Annotated in this window: 19 protein-coding genes; 10 read left to right on the top strand and 9 right to left on the bottom strand. The window is 52.8% G+C overall.

Annotated features, from left to right (window positions below; all coding sequences use genetic code 11):
- Window positions 1-6: 6 nt before the first annotated feature.
- The 4 genes from B3729_RS09565 to B3729_RS09550 all read right to left on the bottom strand — a co-directional run bounded on the left by B3729_RS09565 (window position 7) and on the right by B3729_RS09550 (window position 5,781).
- The gene (locus tag B3729_RS09565) at window positions 7-1,464 is read right to left on the bottom strand and encodes an alginate export family protein (protein WP_286787730.1); all 1,458 of its coding nucleotides are present in this window, start codon (window positions 1,462-1,464) and stop codon (window positions 7-9) included.
- A 453-nt stretch (window positions 1,465-1,917) separates the two neighbouring features.
- Window positions 1,918-3,060: a pectate lyase family protein gene (locus B3729_RS09560; RefSeq protein WP_010795917.1), complete on the bottom strand. Its 1,143-nt coding sequence runs from the start codon at window positions 3,058-3,060 to the stop codon at window positions 1,918-1,920.
- 260 nt (window positions 3,061-3,320) lie between these two features.
- Complete coding sequence (locus B3729_RS09555) at window positions 3,321-4,460, bottom strand: pectate lyase family protein (RefSeq protein WP_286787729.1); 1,140 nt, start codon at window positions 4,458-4,460, stop codon at window positions 3,321-3,323.
- A 175-nt stretch (window positions 4,461-4,635) separates the two neighbouring features.
- Window positions 4,636-5,781, bottom strand: coding sequence for a pectate lyase family protein (locus B3729_RS09550; RefSeq protein WP_286787728.1), 1,146 nt, complete (start codon window positions 5,779-5,781; stop codon window positions 4,636-4,638).
- A gap of 471 nt (window positions 5,782-6,252) precedes the next feature.
- On the opposite strand from B3729_RS09550, the gene B3729_RS09545 reads away from it, so the two are divergent.
- Together B3729_RS09545 and rtcA are read left to right on the top strand one after the other, a co-directional pair.
- On the top strand, window positions 6,253-7,473 hold the full coding sequence (locus tag B3729_RS09545; RefSeq protein ID WP_286787727.1) for an RtcB family protein: 1,221 nt from the start codon (window positions 6,253-6,255) through the stop codon (window positions 7,471-7,473).
- A gap of 58 nt (window positions 7,474-7,531) precedes the next feature.
- Window positions 7,532-8,548 carry an RNA 3'-terminal phosphate cyclase gene (gene rtcA / locus B3729_RS09540; protein WP_074821822.1) on the top strand — a complete coding sequence of 339 codons (1,017 nt, stop codon included), beginning with the start codon at window positions 7,532-7,534 and terminating at the stop codon, window positions 8,546-8,548.
- Window positions 8,549-8,600: 52 nt separating this feature from the next.
- Here the strand turns inward: rtcA and B3729_RS09535 are convergent, their stop codons facing one another.
- Window positions 8,601-9,134, bottom strand: a complete 534-nt coding sequence (locus B3729_RS09535; protein ID WP_074821821.1) for an ankyrin repeat domain-containing protein — start codon at window positions 9,132-9,134, stop codon at window positions 8,601-8,603.
- Window positions 9,135-9,332: 198 nt separating this feature from the next.
- The gene (locus tag B3729_RS09530; protein WP_286787726.1) at window positions 9,333-10,220 is read right to left on the bottom strand and encodes a manganese catalase family protein; all 888 of its coding nucleotides are present in this window, start codon (window positions 10,218-10,220) and stop codon (window positions 9,333-9,335) included.
- A 717-nt stretch (window positions 10,221-10,937) separates the two neighbouring features.
- On the opposite strand from B3729_RS09530, the gene B3729_RS09525 reads away from it, so the two are divergent.
- The 4 genes from B3729_RS09525 (at window position 10,938) to B3729_RS09510 (ending at window position 13,325) form a co-directional block, all read left to right on the top strand.
- On the top strand, window positions 10,938-11,609 hold the full coding sequence (locus B3729_RS09525) for a CsgG/HfaB family protein (protein WP_286787725.1): 672 nt from the start codon (window positions 10,938-10,940) through the stop codon (window positions 11,607-11,609).
- A 23-nt stretch (window positions 11,610-11,632) separates the two neighbouring features.
- The gene (locus B3729_RS09520) at window positions 11,633-11,992 is read left to right on the top strand and encodes a DUF4810 domain-containing protein (RefSeq protein ID WP_074821817.1); all 360 of its coding nucleotides are present in this window, start codon (window positions 11,633-11,635) and stop codon (window positions 11,990-11,992) included.
- Window positions 11,993-12,002: 10 nt separating this feature from the next.
- On the top strand, window positions 12,003-12,680 hold the full coding sequence (locus B3729_RS09515; RefSeq protein ID WP_122041520.1) for a DUF799 domain-containing protein: 678 nt from the start codon (window positions 12,003-12,005) through the stop codon (window positions 12,678-12,680).
- 96 nt (window positions 12,681-12,776) lie between these two features.
- Window positions 12,777-13,325 (top strand): RNA 2'-phosphotransferase, encoded by a 549-nt coding sequence (locus B3729_RS09510; protein WP_286787724.1) that lies wholly within the window; start codon window positions 12,777-12,779, stop codon window positions 13,323-13,325.
- Between the two features lie 55 nt (window positions 13,326-13,380).
- On the opposite strand, the gene rtcR is transcribed toward B3729_RS09510, so the two are convergent.
- Complete coding sequence (rtcR, locus tag B3729_RS09505) at window positions 13,381-14,988, bottom strand: RNA repair transcriptional activator RtcR (RefSeq protein WP_286787723.1); 1,608 nt, start codon at window positions 14,986-14,988, stop codon at window positions 13,381-13,383.
- 389 nt (window positions 14,989-15,377) lie between these two features.
- On the opposite strand from rtcR, the gene B3729_RS09500 reads away from it, so the two are divergent.
- From B3729_RS09500 to B3729_RS09485, 4 genes are all read left to right on the top strand, one after another.
- A complete protein-coding gene (locus tag B3729_RS09500) occupies window positions 15,378-15,689 on the top strand; it encodes a hypothetical protein (protein WP_286787722.1) in 312 nt (103 codons plus the stop codon).
- Window positions 15,690-15,697: 8 nt separating this feature from the next.
- A complete protein-coding gene (locus B3729_RS09495) occupies window positions 15,698-16,132 on the top strand; it encodes a hypothetical protein (RefSeq protein ID WP_286787721.1) in 435 nt (144 codons plus the stop codon).
- A 491-nt stretch (window positions 16,133-16,623) separates the two neighbouring features.
- The gene (locus B3729_RS09490; RefSeq protein WP_122041516.1) at window positions 16,624-17,382 is read left to right on the top strand and encodes an outer membrane beta-barrel protein; all 759 of its coding nucleotides are present in this window, start codon (window positions 16,624-16,626) and stop codon (window positions 17,380-17,382) included.
- A gap of 491 nt (window positions 17,383-17,873) precedes the next feature.
- Window positions 17,874-18,662, top strand: a complete 789-nt coding sequence (locus tag B3729_RS09485; protein ID WP_286787720.1) for a nucleotidyltransferase domain-containing protein — start codon at window positions 17,874-17,876, stop codon at window positions 18,660-18,662.
- Window positions 18,663-18,841: 179 nt separating this feature from the next.
- Here B3729_RS09485 and B3729_RS09480 read toward each other — a convergent pair whose 3' ends face one another.
- Window positions 18,842-19,672 (bottom strand): alpha/beta fold hydrolase, encoded by an 831-nt coding sequence (locus tag B3729_RS09480; protein ID WP_286787719.1) that lies wholly within the window; start codon window positions 19,670-19,672, stop codon window positions 18,842-18,844.
- A 49-nt stretch (window positions 19,673-19,721) separates the two neighbouring features.
- A complete protein-coding gene (locus tag B3729_RS09475) occupies window positions 19,722-21,722 on the bottom strand; it encodes an autotransporter outer membrane beta-barrel domain-containing protein (RefSeq protein ID WP_286787718.1) in 2,001 nt (666 codons plus the stop codon).
- Window positions 21,723-22,225: the final 503 nt, after the last annotated feature.

The following is a 22,225-nucleotide window of genomic DNA, read 5'->3' as shown; positions in this document are numbered from 1 at the left end:
GGCGCATCAGAAACGGAACGTTGTTGAAACCATGCCGAAGTGGGTATCCGAGCCATTGGCCTGCCGCACGGCCTTACCCGCCTGGAAATAGCTGTATTCCAGGTCCACGGTCAGGTTGGCGGTCGGTAGCCAGCGCAGATTGTTGCGAAACAGGTTGCCCGTTTTGGGCGATGAGCTGTTGGGGGTTCCCGGCACATAGGACATGCCCGGCAGATAAACGCCATCGCGGGTGCTTTCACGCCAGACGGCAAAGGCACCGGCCTCCAGCTGCAGGTACTCGCGTGGGGCGAATGTCAGCAGCGGGCCGATCAGATACATGTTCGAAAGGGTGGTCAGTCCCGAATCTCCATAAAAACCATTCTTGGGAAACAGCGGGTCGAACGTGCCAACCTTGTCATCACCAAAGCGGTCATCACCGCTGGCGGCATCGAAACGCACCGCCAATCGTGGCTTCCAGGGCTGCCTGAAGGTATATCCCGTCTCGCTGCTGATACCCCAGGCACGAATACGCGCCCCTTCCAGATGACCACCCTGGTAGGCCAGATCCCATGTCCAGTCCCAACCGGCCTGCTTGCCAAACAGCCGCACGCCTCCGGTGTAGCGCTTTTCGCTTCCGGTCAGCCCATCCAGGGTGCGCTCGTTGGTTTCCAGGCCAAATCCGTATACATCCATTTTCAGGATGGCTGTCAGCGGTAGCGTGCCGTACAAACCATAAAACTTGACGTTATTGTTGGAGCCATCATCAAAGCTGTCTTCGCCTGTCTCGACGGGACGCAAGCCAAAGGCATCGAGCTTGTAGCCGCCGGGACGGGAATAGCTCAGGCGTACCCCATCGAAATTGAGCCGGATATTGCGTGCATCACGGTAGGTAACAAACGCCTGGTTGCCGTAACCCAGCTCCTGGCGCCCTACCCGCGTCATAAGTCGCCCGCCCAGGGTATCGGTATTGATGTCGATAAAGGCCTGATGCAGCTCCGTCCTGCTCTGGTCATACGGCCCGTAAAGTGCCTTGTTCCAGGCCCGGGTGTTTTCCAGCTGGACGAACGCACGGACTTGGTCATCCAAGAGATGCAGATCACCATGGACCTGAAGCCGTTGCTGAATGTAGGAATCCTTGTTCACACCACGCAGCCCAAAGACGGGGTTATTGATGGTATCCGCTCGGTAGCGCGCTTCCGCACCAAACTGGGCCCAAGCCGAATCGGACAGCCGCTGATAACGGAGCGGATCAAAAAAGTCGCTCCGCTTGGACGCATCGTCCAGAAACCGATAGTCCTCCGCCCAGCGAGGCGGCCCGGGTGGTAGAGGACGTGCTTTTTCCAGAGCATTATCGAGCGGCGCAGGACGCGACTGTTCCAGTACCACTGAAGGGGCAGCCTGAGCCGCCAGGGAAACTCCGGATAACGCAACAGCAAGGCATGAGGGCGCCAGCGCGCCGGCACGCCAGGAAAGCGATAAGGACATGACCGATACCTGTTTATTGTTGTTGTGGATCAGTGCTGGGAAACGAAAGGTCTTGGTCAGCCGGAGAGCAGCGACACGTCGTTAACGTGCCGAGGTAGCCGAAAAACGGTATGAATACGGAAGGTGAATAACGCAGGGTAAGCGGGTGAATCGGTACGAATGAACATAGACTAGCCCCATATTGTTTTTATTATTAACTTTTGGATGAATGCCGTTGGCTTCATCTCTATGTGCTTGCCTTCTGGATACTTGACGTCAGCCTGCCTACCGTCAAGACATTAACGGTCTTAACGATCGATTATCGAACGTTATAATTATTAACTATTTAGATGGCTAAGCATGCAAATGGATGTATCGCGCGCAAAGCAGCATGCCAGACAGGAAGGGATAGAAAAGGCGAGAAGATAGGCAGAAAACCGCCACCCCCTTAAAGGCAGATGGCGGTCAGACGGGTCAGAAACTGATCTTGCCTGCGCCAGCCTCGGAAGGCACCTTGGAGGCCACGAGGGAAGCCGCCATCTTGGTGTACTTGTAAGGGGGCGTCCAACCTATATTGGAATTCCATGAGCATTTCATGGAAACGCCATTGATCAGCGAGCCGGCGTCCTTGTAGACAGAGCCGCCATTCTTGGCGGTGATCTTGTCACAACTGCTAATGCCGCTGATGTTGAAGGCATTGGCCTCGGACAGGATAGCCGATGACTTGCCTACTCCATGGGCGGAATAGAACGGATAGACCGCGTCCTTTGTGTTACCTGTGTGCAGATTGTTGTACAGGTGAACCTGGCCAAACCGTACACGCGGCGCACGCTGCGTAACGTTCTCGAAAACCGAGTTGTGGATAGTGACCTTCAACTTGCCCTTGTCGGTCGAGCTGGCACTGTCGCTGGAGCCGATCAGGATGTTCTTGTCGTGCAGCTTGAACACGGTGTTGGAGATGGTGACGTAGTTGGCGCCCTTCTTCACGTCCAGCGCCCCGTCATGATGCTGCACATGGCGACCCTTCTTGATCTCGCTCGGATCATCAGGGCGGCTACCGTCGGTAAACGTCATATGGTCGATCCAGACGTTACTCGCGCCCTGCACCGTGACGCCGTCGTACTCGGAGTTCCAGTTACCGGCATCGCCATCATCCGGGTCGAAAACCGGTGTGGGGTCCCATGGATTTTCGATGGTCAGGTTACGCATGATCACGTTGTTTTCCTTGATCATGAAAAACCCGTTGACGATCTGCGCAGTAGAGCCCAGACCCACAATTGTGGTGTTACCAGGCACAACCAGCTCAGCGCGCTTTTTCATCTCACTGGTACTGGTATAGGCCTTGCCTTCACTGATATCGATCTTGCCAGAGACCTTGATGATGCGGCTGCTGGCCGAGGCCTTCAACGCATTCTTCAGGTCATTGGCGGTGCGTACGGTATAGATATTGGCGGAGGCGGCAGCTGCACCGCCCTTTGTTCCCCCGTTTTGCGTAGCCCAGCCTGTACTGGCCGCCTCACGCATATCCGCTGCAAAGGTACTGGCGGCCGCGGTCAACAGCACCACGCCTGCGCCCAGTAAAGCCGGCTTCTTGAGCGAGCCTGATTTCATGGTCATGTACACGTCCTTACTGTTTAGTGTCTGTAACGCGCACGCAGGCTCAACGCAAATGAGTTTCACTGCAATAATGTCATATTGGAATTTTTAGATTTCTAAAGATAGCTCTCAACCAAAATGAGTAGCGTCTCTGCTTTCGTCTGTCGACGCGTCGAGGTTCCATGACATGCAGGCCGATAAACGACGCACAACGGCCTGTGTGGTAGACAAGAAACCCCTCTAGCAAAAGCACCAGAGGGGCCAGAAACGTCAGCAATCAATCAGAAACTGATTTTGCCTGCGCCAGCAGAAGACTGAACGCTGGAAGCTACCAGCGAAGCGGCCATCTTGGTGTACTTGTAAGGGGGCGTCCAACCAATATTGGCGTCCCAGGAGCAGGTCATCGTGGCGCCGTTGATCAATGAACCAACGTCCTTGTAGACAGAGCCGCCGTTCTGCGCAGTGACCTTGTCGCAGCTGCTGATACCACTGATGTTGAATGCATTGGCCTCGGACAGAATCGCTGAAGACTTGCCGACACCATGGGCCGAGTAGAACGGGTAGACGGGATCCTTCGTATTGCCGGCATGCAGGTTGTTGTACAGATGTACCTGCCCGAAACGCACACGTGGGGCACGCTGAGAAACGTTTTCGAAGATCGAGTTATGAATGGTGACTTTGAGCTTTCCGCTGTCCGTCGAGCTGGCGCTATCACTGGAGCCGATCAGGATATTCTTGTCGTGCAGCTTGAAGATGGTATGAGAGATGGTCACATAGTTCGCGCCTTTCTTCACGTCCAGCGCACCGTCGTGATGCTGTACATGCCGCCCGTTCTTGATCTCGTTTGGATCATCCGGACGGCTGCCATCGGTAAAGGTCAGATGATCAATCCAGACATTATTGGCCCCTTCAATGGTGACGCCATCGAACTCCGAGTTCCAGTTACCCAGACTACCATCATCCGGATCCCAGACCGGCACTGGGTCCCATGGGTTCTCGATAGTCAGGTTGCGCATGATCACGTTATTTTCCTTGATCATGAAAAACCCGTTAACGATCTGCGCAGTAGAGCCTAGGCCCACAATGGTCGTGTTAGCCGGTACGTTCAGTTGTGCGCGGCTTTTCATGTCGCTGGTCGTGGTGTAGGCCTTGCCATCACTGATATCAATCTTGCCGGAGACCTTGATGATACGGCTGCTGGCGGAGGCTTTCAGCGCATTCTTGAATTCTGTTGCATTGCGTACGGTGTAGACATTGACCGACGCCGCCGCCGCGCCGCCTTTCGTACCGCCATTCTGCGTAGCCCAGCCGGTACTGGCGGCTTCCAGTACGTCGGCGGCAAAGCTGCTCGAGGCCATGACAGACATCAACAGACCCGCGCTCAACGTTAATACCTTGAGTTGCCCACACTTCATCTTCATCTTGTTTTTCCTACGTTGGGTTCACTGCCGCTCATTTATAAATCTAACAATCTAAATACCGGCATATTGCTATTAGTCTGAACAAAGACATCTTGGAGAAACACCTGAGCCATAACGCTCAGGCATTTAATGTTCAAAAGGATGTTTAAAGCCAATCGAGACGAACGCTGGCTCGCTAGAAGTTGATCCTGCCTGCACCGGCTCTTACAGGCACGGCAAGCGGTACGAGTGAAGCTGGTAATTTGGTGTATCGATACGGCGGAGCCCAACCGATATTCGGATCCCACGAGCAGGTCATTTTCCGACCATTGATGAGCGAACCGACATCCTTGTAAACCGTGCCACCCCAATTGGCCGTTACCTGGTCACACCCGCTGACACCGGAAATCGCGAAGACATTAGCTTCCGAGAGAATGGCGGAGGACTTACCTACTCCGTGGGCGTAAACAAAGGGATAAACAGCGTCCTTGGTGCTACCAAGATGAAGGTTGTTGTACAGATGCACCTGCCCGAACCGTACCCGTGGCGCGCGCTGGCCTACATCCTGAAAAACCGAATTGTGGATAGTGACTTTCAGCTTGCCGCTATCAGTAGTGCCGCGGCTATCGCTGTTACCGATCAGGATGTTCTTGTCGTGCAGTTTGAATACGGTATTGGATACAGTGACGTAGTTCGCACCCAACACTACATCAAGAGCGCCGTCATGATGCTGGATATGAACACCATTGCCGATCTCATTCGGATCGTCCAGGCGCCCGCCGTCTGTAAAGGTCAGATGATCGAGCCAGACGTTACTGGCACCGCTGATCGTGACGCCATCGAATTCCGAGTTCCAGTTACCCAGATCACCGTCATCCGGATCCCAGGTAGGCGAAGGGTCCCAGGCATTTTCGATCGTGAGATTACGCATGATCACGTTGTTCTGCTTGATCATGAAGAACCCATCCACAATACCGGCCTGTTTGCCCAAACCAATAATGGTCGTATTACCCGGAACATTCAGCAGGCCGCGTTCGGCCATGTCGCTGGTACTGGTAAAGGGTTTCCCGTCGCTGATATCGATCGTTCCGACAATCTTGATGATGCGCCCACTGCTTGCAGCGTTTGCACTTAGCGCCTGTTTGAGCTCGGTGGCAGAACGTACGGTATAGATATCGGTTCCCATGGCGGCAGAGCCTCCACGTGTACCACCGTTCTGGGTTGCCCAGCCGGACGTCGCCACTTCGCGCATATGGGCTGCCAGACTGCTCGTGCTGACTGCCAGCAATAACGCGCCTGTTACCCATGTAGATCTAGCCCGCAGAATAGACTTAGTTGTCATACCAGCTTCCTGTTTTTATTAGTATGGAATTGCCGCTTACAACAAAATTACGCAATAAAACCTTAGATGTGACTCTAGACGATAGTTATATTCTGTATGTCGTCATACCACAATAGTCCATCTTAATCTCTTGTAAAGCAACTGCCCAAGATAAGTTTTACCGACAGCTGGTCGGCTGATGAACGAACAGAGGCGTCATCTCAAGATGCCGGATGACTAAATCATGAGACGTAAGGTAGAGGGAAGCCATGGCTATATAAATTTATAAGGTGATAGATAAAAATATCGTAAATCAGAAGAGACCAAGCAGCCCTCTCTCAAAAAATTTCAACAAAATCCTTAAATTTCAATAAGTTAAAGTTAAAGACAAGCGCTTTTAAAACAATGGCACGCCCTCTGCTATACCCAGGGATATGAAGGTTGCAGCGTGTTTGCCTGCATCTCACAGACAACCCATGGAGTAGCGTAGAAATGGACAAGCAGAACTATCAGCTTCTTGAAGTAGCCAACGGCAAGCCTATCAAGATGTGGACCGAAGGCGTCCCGGTCGAAGGCGATGCCAAACAGCAACTGATGAATACAGCCAAGATGCCGTTCATCTCCAAACATCTGGCAGTAATGCCGGATGTCCACCTGGGTAAAGGCTCCACTATCGGTAGCGTTATCCCAACCGTGGGTGCCATTATCCCTGCGGCGGTGGGCGTCGACATCGGCTGCGGAATGATCGCGGCGCGTACGTCCCTGATGGCTTCAGACCTGCCTGACAATCTGCAACCGCTACGCAGCGCCATCGAAAAGGCCGTTCCCCACGGCAAGACCTTTGGCCGCCGCGACCAGGGCGCCTGGCAGAACGTACCTGATATGGCCGATCATGCTTGGTCCAGCCTGGCCAAGCGTTTCAAGGCCATTACCGATAAATACCCGAAACTGGAAAAGACCAATAACCGCAACCACCTGGGTACTTTGGGTACCGGGAACCATTTTATCGAGGTCTGCCTGGACGAAGCCCAGCGGGTCTGGTTCATGCTGCATAGCGGCTCGCGTGGTGTTGGCAACGCCATTGGCAATCTGTTCATCGAGCTGGCAAAAAAAGACATGCAACAGCACATTGCCAATCTCCCCGATAAAGACTTGGCGTACTTCGAGGAGGGCAGCAAGCACTACAACGATTATGTCGAGGCTGTCGCCTGGGCGCAGGACTTTGCCAAACAGAACCGCGCCCTGATGATGCACGCAGTGATCGATGCGGCCCGAAAGGTCATCACCAAGCCGTTTGAGGCAAACCTGGAAGCGGTCAACTGCCACCATAACTACGTGCAGAAAGAACAGCATTTCGGTCAGGAGGTACTGATTACCCGCAAAGGGGCGGTATCAGCCAAGAAGGGCGAATTGGGCATCATTCCCGGCTCCATGGGTGCCAAGAGCTTTATCGTTCGCGGCCTGGGCAATGAGGAGTCATTCTGTTCCTGCAGCCATGGCGCCGGACGAACCATGAGCCGGACCAAGGCCAAGAACCTGTTTACGGTCGAGGACCAGGTACGCGCTACCGCACATGTGGAATGCCGAAAGGATGCCAACGTCATCGATGAGATCCCGATGGCCTATAAAGACATCGACCGTGTAATGGAAGCCCAGCGCAGCTTGGTGGAAGTGGTGCACACTCTGCGTCAGGTGGTATGCGTCAAAGGCTGATCAGCTTCACTGGACGAATGAAAGCAGATTGAACTGCACGACAAAGAAGGTTTTAACCATGGAAGAACTACAATTGGACGGGTCGATTGGCGGTGGTCAGATCCTGCGTAGCGCCTTGAGCCTGTCCATGATCACCGGCCAGCCGTTCAGTATCATTAATATTCGTGCGAAACGGAGCCGTCCTGGCTTGCTTCGCCAGCACCTGACGGCCGTGCAAGCGGCCGCCGCGATATGCGATGCGACGCTTGAGGGTGCGGAGCTGGGCTCGCTGAGTCTGCGTTTTCAGCCTGGCGCAATCAAGGGTGGTAATTATGAATTTGCCATCAGCACGGCAGGCAGCTGTGTACTTGTCCTGCAGACCGTGTTGCCCGCCCTGCTCAAGGCACCTGCTCCCAGTCGCCTGAGACTGAAAGGCGGAACGCACAACCCTGCTGCACCGCCAGTCGACTTCCTGCAAAAAGCATGGCTGCCGCTACTGAAACGGATGGGCGCCCATATAGAGCTGGACCTAATCCGTCATGGCTTTGCTCCTGCGGGTGGAGGTGAGATGACGGTAGTGATCCAACCCAGCAGGTTGAGTCCGCTGATATTGGAAGACCGTGGTCAATTGGTCAGCCAGCAGGCGCAAGCGCTTCTGGCGGGCCTGCCCGAGTCGATAGGCACGCGCGAGCTGAACCAAGTAACACAACGTTTGGGCTGGTCTCAGGACAACCTGCATACCGTTCAGCTACAGAAGGCGCAGGGGCCTGGAAATGTAGTGCTAATCGAGCAACAGTACGAGGCGGTTACCGAGGTGTTTGCTGCGTTCGGGCAAAGCCGCGTCAGGGCAGAACAAGTCGCCAATCACGCCATTGATGAACTGCTCGCCTTCGAGCGCAGCGGCGCTGCCGTAGGCGAACATCTGGCGGACCAGCTCTTGCTCCCCCTGTTGTTGGCGGGCAGTGGCCGTTTCACCTGCCTGCATGCGTCTGAGCATTTGCGTAGTAATGCCGAGGTCATCCAGCGGTTCTGCCCGGTCCGCATCGTAATCGAACCATTGAGCGATGAGTGCTATCAGGTACGGTTAGAATCATAGGCCCGAAACCAAAAAAGGCGCCTGACAGGCGCCTTTTTCATAAACAGGCTGCCTACTTTTGCAGCTCTTGAATTCGTTCCAGCAACGCAACCGTTTCAGGCGCGCCCATACGTTGTGCAGCTGCAAGAGGCGTTACACCGTTAGCATCCTGGGCGTTAATATTGGCGCCTTTTTCGATCAGGTATTCGGCGATTTCGGCCCGATTGAACATCGCAGCCATCATCAGTGCGGTCTTGCCATCCGGGGACACGCCTTCCACATCGGCACCCTGCTCAACCAACAGCTTTACCATTGGCAGATTGCCCTTGAAGGCTGCACCCGCAATAGGACTCTGGCCGTTATCGTTGCAGATATTCGGGTCAGCGCCATGATCGAGCAATGTACGTACCGCATCAAGCTGTCCATGGTAGCTGGCCAGCATTAGCAGTGTGTCACCTTTACTGGTGCGTAGGTTGGGGGGCAGCCCCTTATTCAGCAGCTTGCCCAATGTGACTGCATCGCCACTGCGCGCCAAATCGAGTACTTGATGGGCGAACTCAATCGCCTGGTCTTCGGAAAGTTGTGCGTCGCGGTTTTCTTCAGTCATCTCGCTTCCTTGATATGCGGTAATAACAGTGCCGTTTATTGCGACTGCGTTCCGCCATTTTAATTCGTCCTGATGAGTGCCGGGGTGAAGAACGTATCTATCGGCTCACGTAAGGTTTTACATAAGAACCCTGCATGGCAGGGTGTGGTGTCAGACCACAGCCAAGCCATGCACGGGTAATCATCTGGCAGAAAAGCGTCAGACTTCTTTCTTCTGCGTAGCCATACCAGAGCCCAGATCAGCCCCAGTCAGAGGGTTGCTGGCCGGATCGGACGCTGTGCGCTTGACCAGCTGCTCGACCACTTTCATGTCTTTGGCAGGCAGATTGACAGTAGCCAGGCCATCACCGCCATCAACAGCAGGCTGCGGGCTTTCTACGTATTCCCACTCGCCACCCTGGTTCCAAGGGCCACGCATATCGCCTTCGCCCTGGGACATGCTGAAGTACACGCTGGCAAATTCCGGCTTGCCTGGCAGCTTGCCCTGCGGGAAGTTCGGCTGCATGGAGTGCAGAGCTTTCTCGAAGGACTTCTGGTGAGCGATTTCGCGCGTCATCAGGAACTGTAAGGCATCTTTCACGCCTACGTCGTCAGTGAGGTTGATCAGGCGCTCATACACAATCTTCGCACGCGCTTCTGCTGCGATGTTAGAGCGCAGGTCAGCAGTCGGCTCAGTGATGGTATCGATATAAGCTGCTGTCCACGGTACACCTGCAGAGTTGGTGAGCGGTGCGCCGCCACCGTACAAAACAGATGTAATGTGAGAATCGTTACCCGCTCCGGTGATGCTACGGTACAACTCGGCTTCTTCTTCGATGCCTTCGGCCAGTTGGCCTTTGTTGCCCTTGTTCAACATACCGACGATGGAGCCAATAATTTCCAGGTGGCTAAGCTCTTCGGTCGCGATATCCATCAGCATATCTTTACGACCTGCATCGTCTTCGGCCAGACCCTGGGTGAAATAGCGCATCGCAGCCGCGAGTTCGCCTTGAGGACCGCCAAACTGCTCAAGCATTAGATTGGCCAGGCCCGGGTTGGGACCAGCTACACGAACGGTATACTGAAGTCGTTTGTTATGAACGAACATACAGCTCTCCTATCCAGATTTAATCACGCTGTCCTTATCCCACTACTTCCTTTTTGATTTTGATAACACCAATGGTGTAGGAGCCTGCTTAACGACGTCATGTACAGGCTCTGTAGAAGTGGAGGCAGTTTGGCTCCAGATAGTTCAGAGCAGGCGACCATTAGCCTGAATGCTTTTATCTATCAAGCTAATTAGAAAGTCTTATTGAGTAAACGCAGCGAAGCGGCTTTAGGCCAGTATTTTCGGAGCCTGCAAGGCGTTTCCGTGTCATGATAAGCAGGCTTTAAATGGCGCTTTTTATCCTTTAATTCTCTCTGCCGCTGGTCGGCTGAAATCTTTCCCTACCTCGTGACTTACTTGTTCGAAAACAGACCTATCAGTCACTGATTGAGACAAATCTTTCACGGCTTCTCCTATTGCTGCTCCGTCTATGACTTCATCTGCTCCATTCGTCGAAGCACAACCTAATATGTTTTAAGAAGGTTGATAGACTTCACAAATTCCCTTCTCTAGCAGGATGCTAATCAGCCAAGGATTGGTCAGGTTTCTTGATTCTCGATTGCCGCTTATCCCTGGCAATTCCAGCGAATACATCCCTACCTCTCTTTCTTCGTTGCATACGGCAAACGCTAGAGCAGTGTGATCTGCTCGCCTACGGTTATTACTACGCACAGACGGAGTGATGGTAATAGCCTCAACTTCAGTAAAGAGAAGTACATGAAAAAGAAGGTTTTGATTGCAAGCGCCATTAGCTTGTCGGCTCTAATGTCTGGCTGCGCAACCGAAGAATCCCGGACCTTGGAGGTTGCCAAGGTGACCTCCGCTCAAAGTGTCTACCAAGGCATACGCCAGCCTGTTTCCGTAGGTAAATTCGACAACCGCTCAAGCTATATGCGGGGCTTGTTTTCAGATGGTGTCGATCGTCTCGGCGGTCAAGCTAAAACCATTCTGGTGACTCACCTTCAGCAGTCCAACCGGTTCAATGTACTGGACCGTGACAACATGAGTGAAATAGCGCAGGAAAGTACCCTCTCGAAAAAGGGCCAACAACTGCGTGGTGCTGATTATGTGGTTACCGGTGACGTAACAGAATTTGGCCGCAAGGAAGTAGGCGACCAACAGCTCTTTGGCATTCTTGGTCGCGCCAAATCACAAATTGCCTATGCCAAGGTCAACCTCAATATCGTCAATGTTCGTACGTCCGAAGTGGTTTACTCAACCCAGGGTGCCGGTGAGTACAGCCTGTCCAACCGGGAAGTGGTTGGCTTTGGCGGGACAGCCAGTTACGACTCGACGCTGAACGGCAAGGTACTGGACCTGGCCATTCGCGAAGCAGTCAACCGCCTGGTTGAAGGGATTGATAGCGGTGCCTGGAAGCCCGAGCAATAAGCTTTACGTTCTAAGGAATAGATATGAAAAGCGTTTTACAGCCCTGCGCTGCATTGTTGTCGCTTACCTTGATCGCGCTGTTGAGCGGTTGTGCTGAACAGCCCAAATCGCTTTATTACTGGCCTGGCTATCAGGATCAGGTATATCAGCACTTCACCAAAGAAACCGGCCCTGAACAGCAAATCATCGCGATGGAGGCCGGTTTGCAACAAGCCCGCTCCAAAGGCCTAACGCCTGCGCCTGGTTATCACGCACAGCTAGGCATGCTCTACGCCGAAGTAGGCAAAATGGATCAGGTCCGCCAGCAATTTGAAACTGAAAAGACCTTGTTTCCAGAGTCCACTGCGTACATGGACTTCCTGATGCGCAACTTCAAGAAGTAGGAGCTATCCCATGCGCAGTTTTTATCTCAAAGCGTTGTTTATCCTGTCTGCTTTCGGCTTGCTGGCAGGTTGCGCTAACCAGCAGCAGCCCTATGACTACACGGCCTTCAAGGAAAGCAAACCGGCTTCCATTGTCATTCTGCCGCCCGTAAACAAGTCGCCCGATGTGAAGGCGACATACAGTGTACTCTCACAGCTGACCTACCCTCTGGCCGAAGCCGGTTATTACGTTTTACCTGTCGCCCTCGTGGATGAAACCTTCAAGGAAAATGGCCTGCTAACCCCTGACGAAATGCAGGCGGCACCGCCTGCCAAGCTTCGTGAAATCTTTGGCGCAGATGCTGCCATGTATGTAGAGGTCAGCCGCTATGGCAGTACATATGCCATCATCAGCAGTGAGACGGTTGTAACGGCTTCCGCCAAACTCGTCGATTTGCGCAGCGGCAAATTGCTTTGGCAAGGTGCAGCAAGCGCAAGTACAGCCGAGCAGCAGCAGAACAGCGGTGGCGGTCTGATTGGTTTACTGATCACAGCCGCTATAAACCAGATTGCGAACTCGATCAGCGATAAAGGCCATGAAATTGCCGGAATCACTAGCCTTCGTTTGCTGTCGGCTGGCCGTCCCAACGGCATCCTGGTAGGCCCGCACTCGCCCAGCTACGGCCATGAGCCCATGGCAGGACGCTAGTCAGAGCCTCTTATTGGGCGGATTGCCAGACAATACCGCCCAATGCCTGTATTACCCCGCCTACGCTGAAATACACGCAGCTGAATGGAGGACTCGATGAGCAATCAGAGGCTTATCGAAACGAGCAAATTTCTGAGTTACGTCCTCAGGCATGAGCCTCAGGCAATCGGCATAGCGCTCGATAGCGAAGGTTGGGTTGAGATCACCACGTTGATCGCAGGCGCGGCCAGACATGGCCGAGAACTCAACGAGCACCTGATACGAGAAGTTGTGGTTGGCAACGATAAAAAGCGCTTCAGCTTATCGCCCGACGGAACGCGTATACGGGCGGCTCAAGGTCACTCCACCTCACAGGTCACTCTTCAGCATATCCAAAAAGTACCGCCCGAACGCTTGTACCACGGTACAGCTGTCCGTTTTCTGGAATCGATACGAAAGAAAGGTTTGATTCCAGGCTCACGCCACCACGTTCATCTTTCTGATAATACCGATACTGCCATCAATGTCGGCAAGCGTTATGGCCAGCCGGTAGTGCTGGTTATCAGAGCCCTGGATATGCATCAACAGGGCCATCGATTCTTTCAGGCTGACAATGGCGTCTGGCTGGTAGAGCATGTGCCTGCTGATTTTATTTCAGAGCCATGAGCACAGCTGGCTGATAACACGCCTCACGGCTCATTTTGGGAAATACATGTCCGCTTCACGTCCCCTTTTTTACCTGCCCCCACTCCAAGCCGAACTTCGCCAGATATTTGCGTAACCGATCGGCATCGTTCGGCTGGGCCTTGGCCTGTCGTGAGACGCCGAACAGTCGACGCCCCGCGTCAGACAGGCTATCCGCCTGCTGGCAGATGCGGATGACAGACGCGAGCTGCAGACGATCAAAGAGGTCCATTTCCTCGGCCCGGTCGCCCAGAAGCAGATCCAGCCCATCGCTTGACGACTGAAGCCCCCAGGCACGGCGCAGCCGGTCGATCTCCTCTTGCACGTTTGCCTCATCGATTCGTCCGCTGTCCGCCAGAGTCGCCATGCGTGTAATGGAGGCGGATAGCTCGTGGAAGTTGCCGCTCCATGCAGCCTCGCTGGAAATGGCAAAATTCAGGTAACGACGCCGCGCTTCCAGATTGAAGCGCACCAGGCGTCCTTGCTCCCGAGCGTGACGCTCCAGCTCAAAGTCAATGTTGGGCTCAATGTCCTCTCGCCGCCCCGCCAACCCGGGTAAGTCGAACGTCCAGAGATTGATGCGGGCAAACAGATCTTCACGGAAAAGCCCTTCCGCTACGCGGCTGCGCAAGTCCCGATGCGTGCCCGCCATCAGTAGAAAATCACTGGTCACTTCTCTATCCGAGCCCAGCGGAAAGAAGCGCTTTTCCTCGACCGCCTTGAGCAACATGGCCTGCTCATCGAGGCCCAGTTCACCAATTTCATCCAGAAACAATACACCGCCGTCAGCCGCACGAAGTAGCCCTTCGCGCGCGCTCTGTGCGCCAGTAAAGGCCCCCCTTGCATGACCAAACAGGGTAGACATCGCACCGTCGCCCCTGAGCGTGGCACAGTTGACCTCGACAAAGCGTCCATCCACCTGATGTCGGCTGCGCTTGAGCTCATAAATGCGGCGCGCCAGAAAAGATTTGCCAGCCCCTGTAGGCCCTATTAGCAACAGAGGTGCCTTGGAACGTAAGGCGACGCGCTCGATCTGCTCGATGGTCCGGTTAAAGGCCATATTCCGTGTTGCAATGCCTGACTTGAGAAAGGCCAGACCCTCCAGGCGCTCATGCTGAAACCGGGTAGCGATACGGTCATAGCGAGACAGGTCAAGGTCGATCAGCGCATGGGTTCCTGATACCTCATTGCTTTCATCACGACGCCTGGCGGGTGACGTTTGAATGAGTCTTGCAGGCAAGTAGCGGGCCTCGGTCAACAGAAACCAGCAGATCTGCGCGACATGTGTGCCCGTCGTGATATGCACGAGATAGTCCTCATGCTCGGTATCAAAGGCATAGCCCACCGCAAAGTCATGCAGTGCGCCATACACCTCTTCGAAATCCCAGGGATTACGTAGCGACAAGGCATGCAGGTGCACCTCGGTTTCCGGCGACACCTGATGGATATCTTCTCTCAGCCGCTCGGCAAGGTTCACATCTCGCGCATCAGTGCCATGAATCAGCTCAAGCCTGTGGACAAGCAGATCCTGCTGCTGGCATAGCCCAACCGTTGGACGCCATTTACTCCAGCGATTGGCGCCCTGGCCTACCCGATCTAGCGTCGAGCCGATAAAACCAATGGCAACTGTTCTTTTGCCTGACATCCCTATCTCATTTATTAAGCGAAGTGACCAATACTAAACAGGTTCCGGCCCTGACGTCTCAATGGATCAAGCGGCCGGGCTTAGCAGAACCGTCCCCAAAGCCTGTCAGGCACCCGTCGTTTGTGCGCAGAACGGGATCATAACCTTCTGGCTTTCTTACTGCTGGGATGCAGAGAAACTTGGAATGTTTCCTGCCGAACGCCACTCTCGTATCACTTACGTCAAGGCGCTATCGCTTCGGCGCTAGCAGTATGGAGGCGCCGACCTTAACCCAGTCAATCGATAACCACTTATCAATTAGATAGCTAACTATTATTGTCATTAACCTTATTCTAAATTAAAGCGAGCTTGCTATGTAATATTATAGCATCATGTTCAGGAGCGTCTTTATGACTGTCAAAGCACGCAATCGCTGGATTCATTCTTCTATTTTTTCTGTATTGGCTGCCTTTTCTTTTCACGCTATGGCAGACACCAGCGGCCCTATTTCTACAGCCGGTATCACTGGCAGCTATGATCAGTACAAGCTGAAGTCCAACCTGGGCTCGCAAAATGGACATTTGCCTAAAGCTGGCGTGTTCTATAACTACGGCAACAAGATGACCGGCGGCGAAGGCCTTATCTATCAGGCAGGCGTTGAAGCCAAGTTTGGCGAGAAGCACAGCAATCGCCTCAAGGAAGGTCGTGGCCAGCTGATCTAGGCTGGAGAATGGCAATCGATAACCAGAATTATGTCGATGCGCTTGTCGGTGCAGGTTACGACTGGTCTCGCTATGAGCCTGATACCAGCGGCAATGATCTACGCCTGAGTGCAAAAGGGCCTTTCGCCAAGGCAGCCCTGGGTTATAACCATGCCTTCGACAACACCACCGTGCGTCTGGAAGGCGGTGTGCGTCGTCAGCTGAATGAGCGCGCCCGTTTGCATGTCCAGCATGAAGGCAGCGAAAGTGTAGATATCCATGACCGCACCAACCCTTATGCGGAGATGGATATGCTGTTCAACCAGAATGGCAAAGGTCTGCCGATTACAGCAGGTCTGTACTACGAGCACCACAAGGACAAGTTGAAGGATCGCCTGGCCTTGGCCGATAACGTCAAGCTCAAGCATGACGAATACGGTGCAAAAGTCGGCGTAGCGTTCTAACGCTTCAGTCCTCTTCTGGATGCTGACCATAGCGGTGGCATCCAAAAGGAAACGATACCGATCAACCACGTACTCTTTCTGTTCAACCTCAGCTTTCTTCACCCCCGGTATTCCGCTTCTCTCCGTTAGCCTCTCGCGCCATTCGTCGCGCGATTACCTTTAGTTAACGTTTTGCCGCTTGTGTTTGCACTTAAATGAACTGTCCGGTTCATGGCTAATATTCATTAATTATGTTGCTTTTTATAAGCCGCTTATAAGCGGCACTCTACTTGATTTTAATGTGTATGCAGCCATGCATGTAACTGTACAGAGCAAATCATTTTGACATCAAAATAAATAGCAGAAACCTATTTAACCATACCACAAGTTAAATATTAACTATATTACCTTGATTATTAGCGCATATCGTCTAGTTTTTTGAACTTATAGAAAAACCGCTATTCGTAACACGCGCCTTTTGCGATTTACTGCTTTGCCTAGGAGAGTTGATCATGTTTCCTTTTTTTGGAGCCCGCTGGGTTCAGACCTCTGCCGTAGCCGCTCTTACCATTGCTTCATCCTATGTAATGGCCGCTGATACCGGCCCCATTTCTAATCTGGGTGTATTAGGTAGCTACAGCAAATATAAACTTGAGTCTGACGTAGGCTCCGATAAAACCCATATGGGCAAAGGAGGCGTCTTCTATAACTTTGGTAACAAGATGACCGGTGAGGAAGGCTTCATTTATCAAGGCGAAGCCAAGGTTAAGTTTGGTGAAAGACACAGCAATAAACTCAAGGAAGCTCAAGGCGATGTCGATCTTGGCTGGCGCATGGCCATCGACAACACCAACTATCTTGATGCTCTGGTAGGTGGCGGCTATGGCTGGACACGCTATGAGCCTGATACCAGTGGCGAAGATGTCAAGCTGACCACCAAAGGTGCATTTGCCAAGGCTGCACTGGGCTATAACCATCAATTTGATGAGGCGACAACCTTCCGCCTGGAAGCCGGTGCACGCCGCACGCTCAACGCCCGGGCTCGCCTCAAAGTTGAAGATGTAGGCAGCGACCGCGTTGATCTTCGCGACCGCACCAATCCATACGCCGAGATGAGCGTACTGTTCAACCAAGGTGCCAACTCCATGCCTGTCATGGTCGGCGTTTACTATGTTCATAATGAATACAAACTCAAGAACAACCTCGACGTCGCCGACGATGTCAAACTCAAGGCCAATGAATACGGTGCAAAAGTAGCGCTGGCTTTCTAACGTTTGGCTATACGCCTATCGTATTCGACGAAACCCGAGGAAACTCGGGTTTCGTTCTTAATGAGATATCGCTTACTCTGCCGAAAGACTTCGATCAATAATTAATTGAATCACCATTTTACAAACAACATTACAAAAGTTGTACATCACTAATACACGCCGATCTAATTGATATCGATTGGCCAACCTTTATAAACAGCGTGCTGGCTTACCGAGGCCACAATTGCTTGTCAAATGATTCCTATACTGGCTAACTCAAGACCATTATTCATTCAGTATTAAGCCAGAAGTCCATGCCTTTAGCTTTTCAGTCAGGTAAGTTTCTTAATGTTTTTTTTCAATAACACCCCTTACCTTCCTAACGTATAGGTAATGGCCTTTGGTCAGCCTTGCTCATACACACGCTCCGTTCGGTCTTTACATTTTTATTTCCGTTGGATTTGATGGAGCATTCACTCGAGCATAAAGCTCCCATCTGAAGGACTCTTGCCATGGAAAGCACTGAACGTCACCCACTATCCACTGAAATGCGTACTCGCGTTTTGCAAGAGCTTGCTCAGCTGGAGCGAGAGCGCAACGTTACCGTTTTGTATGCCTGTGAGTCAGGCAGTCGGGCCTGGGGTTTTGCCTCGCGCGATAGCGACTACGATGTACGCTTTATCTACGTGGAAAAACCCGACTGGTTCATACAGGTTGACGCCCCGCGGGACGTTATTGAACGCCCCTTGAGCGATGAACTGGATATCAGTGGCTGGGAGCTGCGCAAAGCACTCGGTCTTCTGCGCAAATCCAATCCAACCCTGCTTGAATGGCTCGATTCACCATTGGTGTATCGTAGCGAGCCAGCGGAAACAGCGCGGCTCAACACATTAGCCGAAGCGTTTTACAGTCCACCAGCAGCTCGTAACCATTACCTTTCAATGGCCAAGAAAAACTTTCGAGGCTATCTGCAGAATGAAACGGTTCGCTTCAAAAAATACTTCTATGTACTGCGTCCTCTACTGGCCGTACGCTGGATCGATCAGGGTCTCGGACGACCGCCTATGACGTTTCATGAGCTGTTATGTACGGTGGATGACCAGGCTCTGCTTGCTGAAATAGACGAGCTGCTTGCACTGAAGCGAAACGCCGACGAGGCTACTTACGGCCCTCGCCGACCCGCTCTGCATGCTTTCATCGAAGAGCAACTGGAACGTCCTGTGCCCGTCCTGGAGCGAACCGCAGAAGATAGTCGCCTACTGGATGACTACCTGCGGGACGTCGTGAGGCGCCATGCATAACACTTGGTGGCGCAGCTCTTGAACCACCCGTGCAGGCGGCCCATTGGCCGCCTCATTCAAGATGCCAGATACGCTCGATCTCCCCTACCGCTCTACCTTATTTTAAGCACATGGACGTCTAGCGTTGACGCCATGCTTACCGACAGGAGTCGGTCCTGATCGGTAGGTATATAACCAAGTCATTCAGAAGTCCTATGACAAGGAAGCGGCTTTCCTTCCCAGGCTCGCCAGGCCGCTTCCCAACCCTCATTATGATCAGCCTCAACGGTAATAATGGAGATACACGCTTGATTTCCAAACTTGCCAGCGAACGCTTTCGACAATTGCCAGGGCACAACAGTATCGCGACTACCTACCAAATGCCGCTGCGGAATGCTGCGTAATCGCGCTTTATAACTCAATGGATCAAGTGAGCCGGACATAGGGCTTAATTGGTGCCACTCAGTCCAGGCGACAGGGTCCAGATTGCCCGCCAATGTCTGAATACTCACAACATCGTTACGCTGCCCAGCCAGTAACAGCGCGACAGCAGCACCGCCTGAATACCCTACCAACTCTACCTTCGTTGCTTGCGTACGCACCTTCAAGGCATCCAGCGCCACGCTCATGCTACTGATAACCGCCTGGCTGAACCGCTGGCTCGTCCAGACTGCAGTAGAGCAGCCATTAGACATTATGAACTGACACGGCCGCGCCAAATAAACTGCGCCACCGGGATCTGACATCGCCAAGCGCGCCATCAACAACCCATGGGGGGTGGGGTCAAGACTAGGTTGGGAGGCGGTAGCCCAGGCATGCCCGTCTCCCTCAAGGTAAACACGCAAAACGGATCTGGGATTGAAATGTGCAGGCAAGACTGCCTGCAAAGGGAATGCTTGAGTGGAGAGTGTCTCAAGTCGATAGCCTGCTTGTTCAGCTAGGCCGCCAAGCTGCTCTCGTGGACTTGTGCAGCCGCCCAGCAGAGCGATAACAAGCAATACGCCCAAAGTGCGGTAAAAAGACGCCAACATGAAACTACCTATCAGGCGGCCTGCTGGATCAGCAGGCCGCCTGTACTCATTAGAATGCGTAGCGCGCCTTCAAGAGGAAGGTATCAGACTGGTAGCCTGTCTTTGCCGTGTAGTTGTAATTCGCACCCACACTGACGGCTCCCAGCTGATAATTAACCCCTACACCAGCCTCATAGGTATCACGAACAGGAGAAGCTCCCGTCGTAACGAAAGGCGTACCACCGAGCAGGAACGATGAAGTACCACTGACACGATCACCAATGAAATCGTGGTAGGCCATCAGTGTGGCTTCAGGTTGAAGGTTGCCTTGCGCCAGCGGGAAATCAGCCGCTACACGCAGACCTGCACCTAGCTCACCTACTTCATAACGCTGTGCGTTATTACGCAGCGCTGCTGAAGAGCCCTTTTCACTATAGCCATCAATTTTGACGTTGCTATAGCGCGCAGCCACGCGCGGTTCGAGCAACCACTGCCCGGCAAACGTATAGGAATAACCTGCAAGCGCATTCAGTCCGAACAGTTCACTGTCGTAGCTACCCTTGGCAACCGTATCGGCGATATAGCGCTTGCCATCGTTATCGTTACGACCATAAGTCAAACTGCCGTCAACGAACCAGTTCTGCCAGTCATAGCTGCCGTACAACGTAAAGGCATTCCCCTTCACATCCGTTTTATTACCCGTATCGGACGTTACGTTAGAGTTGAGGTAGCTATAGGCAACACCTACCGTTGTACGCTCATTGAGCTTACCGTCAGCCCCAACAGCAATGCCGGAACTGTTAGCCGAGTAGCCCGCAACGCCATCACGCTGATCCTGATCGGACGTATTGCTCAAGCCTTGAACCCAAACACCTGTCTCGGTCAGCACATCTCCGGACGAAAGCCCCGAGCGCATACCCCTGACTCGACTGCCAATAGCGCTATTGACCAAGTTCTGGCCTGCAACCGCCGCCTGGACAGAGCCACGGTTAACCTCCGGGCTCAACCGCTCAGCCAGGCGTGCTAGCGCCTCCTCGGACCCTGCATTGGCAAACGCCTTGAACACCGGATCGCTTGCCGTCAACCCGCCGATAGTGCTGTTCTTGAAGTTATTGACGGCGTCACGCGCGTTCTGCGATGCGCCCACATTGGCCAGATCAGCGTCGACCTGCTTATCTTCCTTCAGGCTGACCACTGCGTTAACGGTCTGGGCGTCCGTCGCGTAACTGTCCACCTTCAATAAGGAGGACGCGCTGGCAACACGCAGCCCGTTATCCTGCACCTGCGTGGCCTTGACCAAGGTGTACTGCGTACCCGAAGCACTTGGCGTAAAGTCCTGCGGCTTTGCACTTAAGGCAATGCTGGAACTCGATGCAAATGCCGCCTTACCGTTAACGGTCAGGTACGCCGCGCTGGGATCAACCGCATTGGAAAGACGCATATCGATAGTGCCACCTGAGGCAACCTGCAAATCGCCGTTGATCGACGAGCCTGCCTGCTCAAGATTCAACGAGCCACCCGATGCAATATCGACACGCGGCGCGGCGATAGTCCCGCCACTGTACTGAGCGCTGCCTAAAACATTAACAGCAGCCATATCCAGCACATCGCCGTCGATACGCCCACCGGTCCAGTTAAGGGTTGCAAGGCTACCGCCATTAATCGTCGTCTGACCGCCCTTGATCAGGCCGGCGCGCTGGTTGATTTCAAACGGGACAGCCTGTTCACTGGTCACACGGATAGCTACATCATCAGCTTCGATAGTGCCTGTATTGATAATGTCGCGTTGAGTAACAGGTAGAGCTTGAGTAAAGGGAACGCCATCAATATAAATACCTGTTGATTCAGCGCCCAGCGCCTGAATAGTACCGCTGTTGACTAATGAATCAATTTGTCCATCATAAAGCGCTAATGCTCTACTTTTTTCACCGAAAGATTGAATAAGCCCTTGGTTTTCAATCCTTAAGGATAAGGTTGGCGCCTCTATAGTTAAACCATAGGCATCCTCACCCTGCGCACGAATGATCCCAGTATTTAATAGCCTTCCACCAATACTCAACGATTGATCCAAATGAGAATCTACAATCAATCCATAAGCATATCTTGAAGTAACATCAATGGAGCCACTGTTAATAACATCGCCAGCTATCTCAGTTCCATGTAAATAAAGACCCTCCGCGTCAGCATCTTCTATCGGATCTATAACTTTAATAGTGCCAGCATTGATCACAGAGCCTAATATCTTGCTATTACCAATTTCTATACCGCTTGTATAATCAGATTGCGAAATTGTTATAACGCCATTATTGACTACATCTCCCTGTATGACGCTGGCTCCGCCATAAAAATCGCTATCCTGAAGTCTATCCAAAGCTATTGCGCCTGCACGAAAGCCTGACAGATTATAGTTTCCGTTACTAATCAATGAGCCATTTATATTAGTGCTATATATAGAAAGACCAAGCACATCACTGCTATTAGCTGAAGTACGAGTACCATTAAGACTCAAAGGTGAGTCAATACCCTCATAAGACCAACTATAGAAGCCATTAGCTAAGAGCCGCTAACAAAACC

The sequence above is a fragment of the Pseudomonas sp. UBA3149 genome (assembly GCF_002364655.1).
GTDB classification, from domain to species: domain Bacteria; phylum Pseudomonadota; class Gammaproteobacteria; order Pseudomonadales; family Pseudomonadaceae; genus Chryseomonas; species Chryseomonas luteola.
The sequence above is the reverse complement of the archived record's forward strand: the minus strand, read 5'-3'. Positions and strand labels throughout refer to the sequence as shown.

What these genes read in the sequence shown, in the direction of transcription:
- B3729_RS09480 (WP_286787719.1), bottom strand. Translation starts at nt 19,672, where the DNA reads ATGTTGGCGTCTTTTTACCGCACTTTGGGCGTATTGCTTGTTATCGCT.
- B3729_RS09500 (WP_286787722.1), top strand. Translation starts at nt 15,378, where the DNA reads ATGACTGTCAAAGCACGCAATCGCTGGATTCATTCTTCTATTTTTTCT.
- B3729_RS09525 (WP_286787725.1), top strand. Translation starts at nt 10,938, where the DNA reads ATGAAAAAGAAGGTTTTGATTGCAAGCGCCATTAGCTTGTCGGCTCTA.
- B3729_RS09495 (WP_286787721.1), top strand. Translation starts at nt 15,698, where the DNA reads ATGGCAATCGATAACCAGAATTATGTCGATGCGCTTGTCGGTGCAGGT.
- B3729_RS09555 (WP_286787729.1), bottom strand. Translation starts at nt 4,460, where the DNA reads ATGAAGATGAAGTGTGGGCAACTCAAGGTATTAACGTTGAGCGCGGGT.
- B3729_RS09515 (WP_122041520.1), top strand. Translation starts at nt 12,003, where the DNA reads ATGCGCAGTTTTTATCTCAAAGCGTTGTTTATCCTGTCTGCTTTCGGC.
- B3729_RS09550 (WP_286787728.1), bottom strand. Translation starts at nt 5,781, where the DNA reads ATGACAACTAAGTCTATTCTGCGGGCTAGATCTACATGGGTAACAGGC.
- B3729_RS09510 (WP_286787724.1), top strand. Translation starts at nt 12,777, where the DNA reads ATGAGCAATCAGAGGCTTATCGAAACGAGCAAATTTCTGAGTTACGTC.
- rtcR (WP_286787723.1), bottom strand. Translation starts at nt 14,988, where the DNA reads ATGTCAGGCAAAAGAACAGTTGCCATTGGTTTTATCGGCTCGACGCTA.
- B3729_RS09560 (WP_010795917.1), bottom strand. Translation starts at nt 3,060, where the DNA reads ATGACCATGAAATCAGGCTCGCTCAAGAAGCCGGCTTTACTGGGCGCA.
- B3729_RS09485 (WP_286787720.1), top strand. Translation starts at nt 17,874, where the DNA reads ATGGAAAGCACTGAACGTCACCCACTATCCACTGAAATGCGTACTCGC.
- B3729_RS09520 (WP_074821817.1), top strand. Translation starts at nt 11,633, where the DNA reads ATGAAAAGCGTTTTACAGCCCTGCGCTGCATTGTTGTCGCTTACCTTG.
- rtcA (WP_074821822.1), top strand. Translation starts at nt 7,532, where the DNA reads ATGGAAGAACTACAATTGGACGGGTCGATTGGCGGTGGTCAGATCCTG.
- B3729_RS09545 (WP_286787727.1), top strand. Translation starts at nt 6,253, where the DNA reads ATGGACAAGCAGAACTATCAGCTTCTTGAAGTAGCCAACGGCAAGCCT.
- B3729_RS09535 (WP_074821821.1), bottom strand. Translation starts at nt 9,134, where the DNA reads ATGACTGAAGAAAACCGCGACGCACAACTTTCCGAAGACCAGGCGATT.
- B3729_RS09490 (WP_122041516.1), top strand. Translation starts at nt 16,624, where the DNA reads ATGTTTCCTTTTTTTGGAGCCCGCTGGGTTCAGACCTCTGCCGTAGCC.
- B3729_RS09530 (WP_286787726.1), bottom strand. Translation starts at nt 10,220, where the DNA reads ATGTTCGTTCATAACAAACGACTTCAGTATACCGTTCGTGTAGCTGGT.
- B3729_RS09565 (WP_286787730.1), bottom strand. Translation starts at nt 1,464, where the DNA reads ATGTCCTTATCGCTTTCCTGGCGTGCCGGCGCGCTGGCGCCCTCATGC.